Origin of the sequence: Streptomyces silaceus, assembly GCF_001419745.1 — a bacterium.
Lineage (GTDB): Bacteria > Actinomycetota > Actinomycetes > Streptomycetales > Streptomycetaceae > Streptomyces > Streptomyces silaceus.
On sequence record NZ_LIRJ01000654.1, the window covers coordinates 1 to 1,985 of the forward strand.

The 1,985-nt window shown below is 70.0% G+C and carries 2 protein-coding genes; one reads left to right on the forward strand and one right to left on the reverse strand.

All coding sequences use genetic code 11. The features are described 5' to 3' along the window. Nucleotides 1–270: 270 nt before the first annotated feature. On the reverse strand, nucleotides 271–1,161 hold the full coding sequence (locus tag AOK22_RS38310; protein ID WP_055703251.1) for a hypothetical protein: 891 nt from the start codon (nucleotides 1,159–1,161) through the stop codon (nucleotides 271–273). 77 nt (nucleotides 1,162–1,238) lie between these two features. On the opposite strand from AOK22_RS38310, the gene AOK22_RS41190 reads away from it, so the two are divergent. Next, nucleotides 1,239–1,889 (forward strand): hypothetical protein, encoded by a 651-nt coding sequence (locus tag AOK22_RS41190; RefSeq protein ID WP_055703252.1) that lies wholly within the window; start codon nucleotides 1,239–1,241, stop codon nucleotides 1,887–1,889. The last annotated feature ends 96 nt before the right edge of the window (nucleotides 1,890–1,985 follow it).

A 1,985-nucleotide genomic window follows, 5' to 3' on the forward strand; every position in this document is an offset into this window, starting at 1 on the left:
ATGTGGTTGCGGATGCGGATGCGGATGTGGTTGCGGATGTGAATGTGGATGTGAATGTGGTTGCGGATGCGGATGCGGTTGTGGATGCTGCGGCACCGGTGTCGGCTGGGCAAGCCCCGGCCCCTGGTCTTCTTGCGGCTCCCCCATCCGCTCAGGGTGCCGCAGTCCGGGGATGTGTGGGGTGGGCTGTGGATAACCCTCGGGAGTCCCCCCGCCCCGGGACCGCGGCCCGGGACCGGTCCCCGGGACCGGTCCCTGACTCCTCCGCGGCTACGCGCGGTCCGCCTCCAGCTGCCTGCGCAGCGAACCCTTCAGCGCGCTCACGAAACCGTCCCTCGTCGGCTCGTCGACGAGGTCCAAGGAGAGGTACGGGTTCAGGTCCTCCAGTTCCACCAGGAGGAGTTCGCCCGTGGGGGTGCGGCAGGCGTCGACCCGTTGGATGCCGTGGTCGATCGTGTTCCAGTCGACGAAGCGCTGGGCGAAACCCAGGTCCTCGGGGGTGGGGGCGTAGCGCTCCAGATGCCAGCGGCGGTCGGGGGACGGGGCGTGCAGCGCGTACTGGAAGGCGCGGTCCACGAAGTAGAACGAGACCTCGTACGTGAAGTCGATGCGCGGCTGGATCAGGAGGCTGCCCGGACCCGCGGGCGCGGAAGCCGTCGCGAGGGCGTCCCGCGTCACGAACTCCAGGCCTATCGAGTCCGCACCCGCCTTCGGCTTGATCACGTACGTGTCCGTGACCGGGAGGCGGTCCGCGTCCCTCGGGTCGTCCACCGTGGGGATCACGGGGTAGCCGGCGGCCGTCAGATCCAGCAGATACTGCTTGCCCACCATGTCCGCCCTGCCGGACAGCTGGTTGTGGACGCGTGCCCCGCACGCCGCCGCGCGCTCCCTGAAGTCGTCCCACGCCGCCTGGTAGTTGAGGACCGGGCCGCTGTTGCGGACCATCACCGTGTCGAAGGCGCCGGTCTCCATCAGGGCCGCCGCGTCCAGCGGGTGGCACAGGGCCACGTCGAAGTCCTCACGGAGGCGGGCGGTCAGGAAGATGTCCTCGTCGCAGTAGCGGCGGCCCTTGGCCTCGTACGCCAGGTCCGTGACGAAGAGGACGCGGTACTGCCGTCGTGCGGTGCGCCGTCGTGCGGTGCGCGGTCGTGCGGTGTGCATCGAACAATCCTTGCAGAGTCGGTCATCTGCCCTTCCTCCGTGGCCCATGGCTCGTCGCTCGTGGCACAGTCATGGGCATGCCCACCACTTCCGATCGACACCGCCGAAGACGCCTCGGCCCCTGCGCGCTCCTGCTGGGCGCCGCCCTCTCCCTGACCCTGACCGGCTGCGGCGACGAACGGCCGGGCACCGTCGGTGAGGCGGCCCCGGGGGCCGCGACCTCTCCGGCGAGCCCGTCGGCCCCCTCGACCCCGTCGACCTCGTCGAGCACCGGCCCCGGCGCCTCCCCCTACGTAGAGCCCGGCGCCGTCGACGGCGCTCCCCACAACGGCGACAACAACGCCTACCGCCGGCCCGGCGAGATGTCCGCGGCCGACGCGGAGGCCGCGCAGGCCGAGGTCGCCCGCATGGATCCCGTCCTGAAGCGACTCTGGAAGGGGAAGAAGTGGGACCCCGAGAGCGTGCGGGCCGCGCTCACCGAGAAACTCGGGTACGAGGTCCGCAGGGTCACCACCCAGGGCAAGCTGCTGGGCGGCGAGCTCGACGTACGGGAGATGTACTCACGCTACGAGAACAACGAGTACGTCACCCCCGAGGGGGCGATGATCGGGCTCCACGTGGGCAAGAGCGCCTGCGTCACCGCCTTCGTCCAGAAGTCCGACTACGGCGTCAAGGCGAACGGGCCCTTCATGGAGACCGGGTGCATCGAGCCGCCCGTCGGGCACTGATTCCTTCCGCCCGACGGTCGTTGAGTCCGTCCGCCCGTCGGCCACTGAGTCATAGCGTCAGCCCCCCAACCACCCCACCCCACCCATATTTCCGTG

Excerpts from the sequence above, each read along its gene's own strand:
- AOK22_RS41190 (WP_055703252.1), top strand. The coding sequence starts at position 1,239 with ATGCCCACCACTTCCGATCGACACCGCCGAAGACGCCTCGGCCCCTGC.
- AOK22_RS38310 (WP_055703251.1), bottom strand. The coding sequence starts at position 1,161 with ATGCACACCGCACGACCGCGCACCGCACGACGGCGCACCGCACGACGG.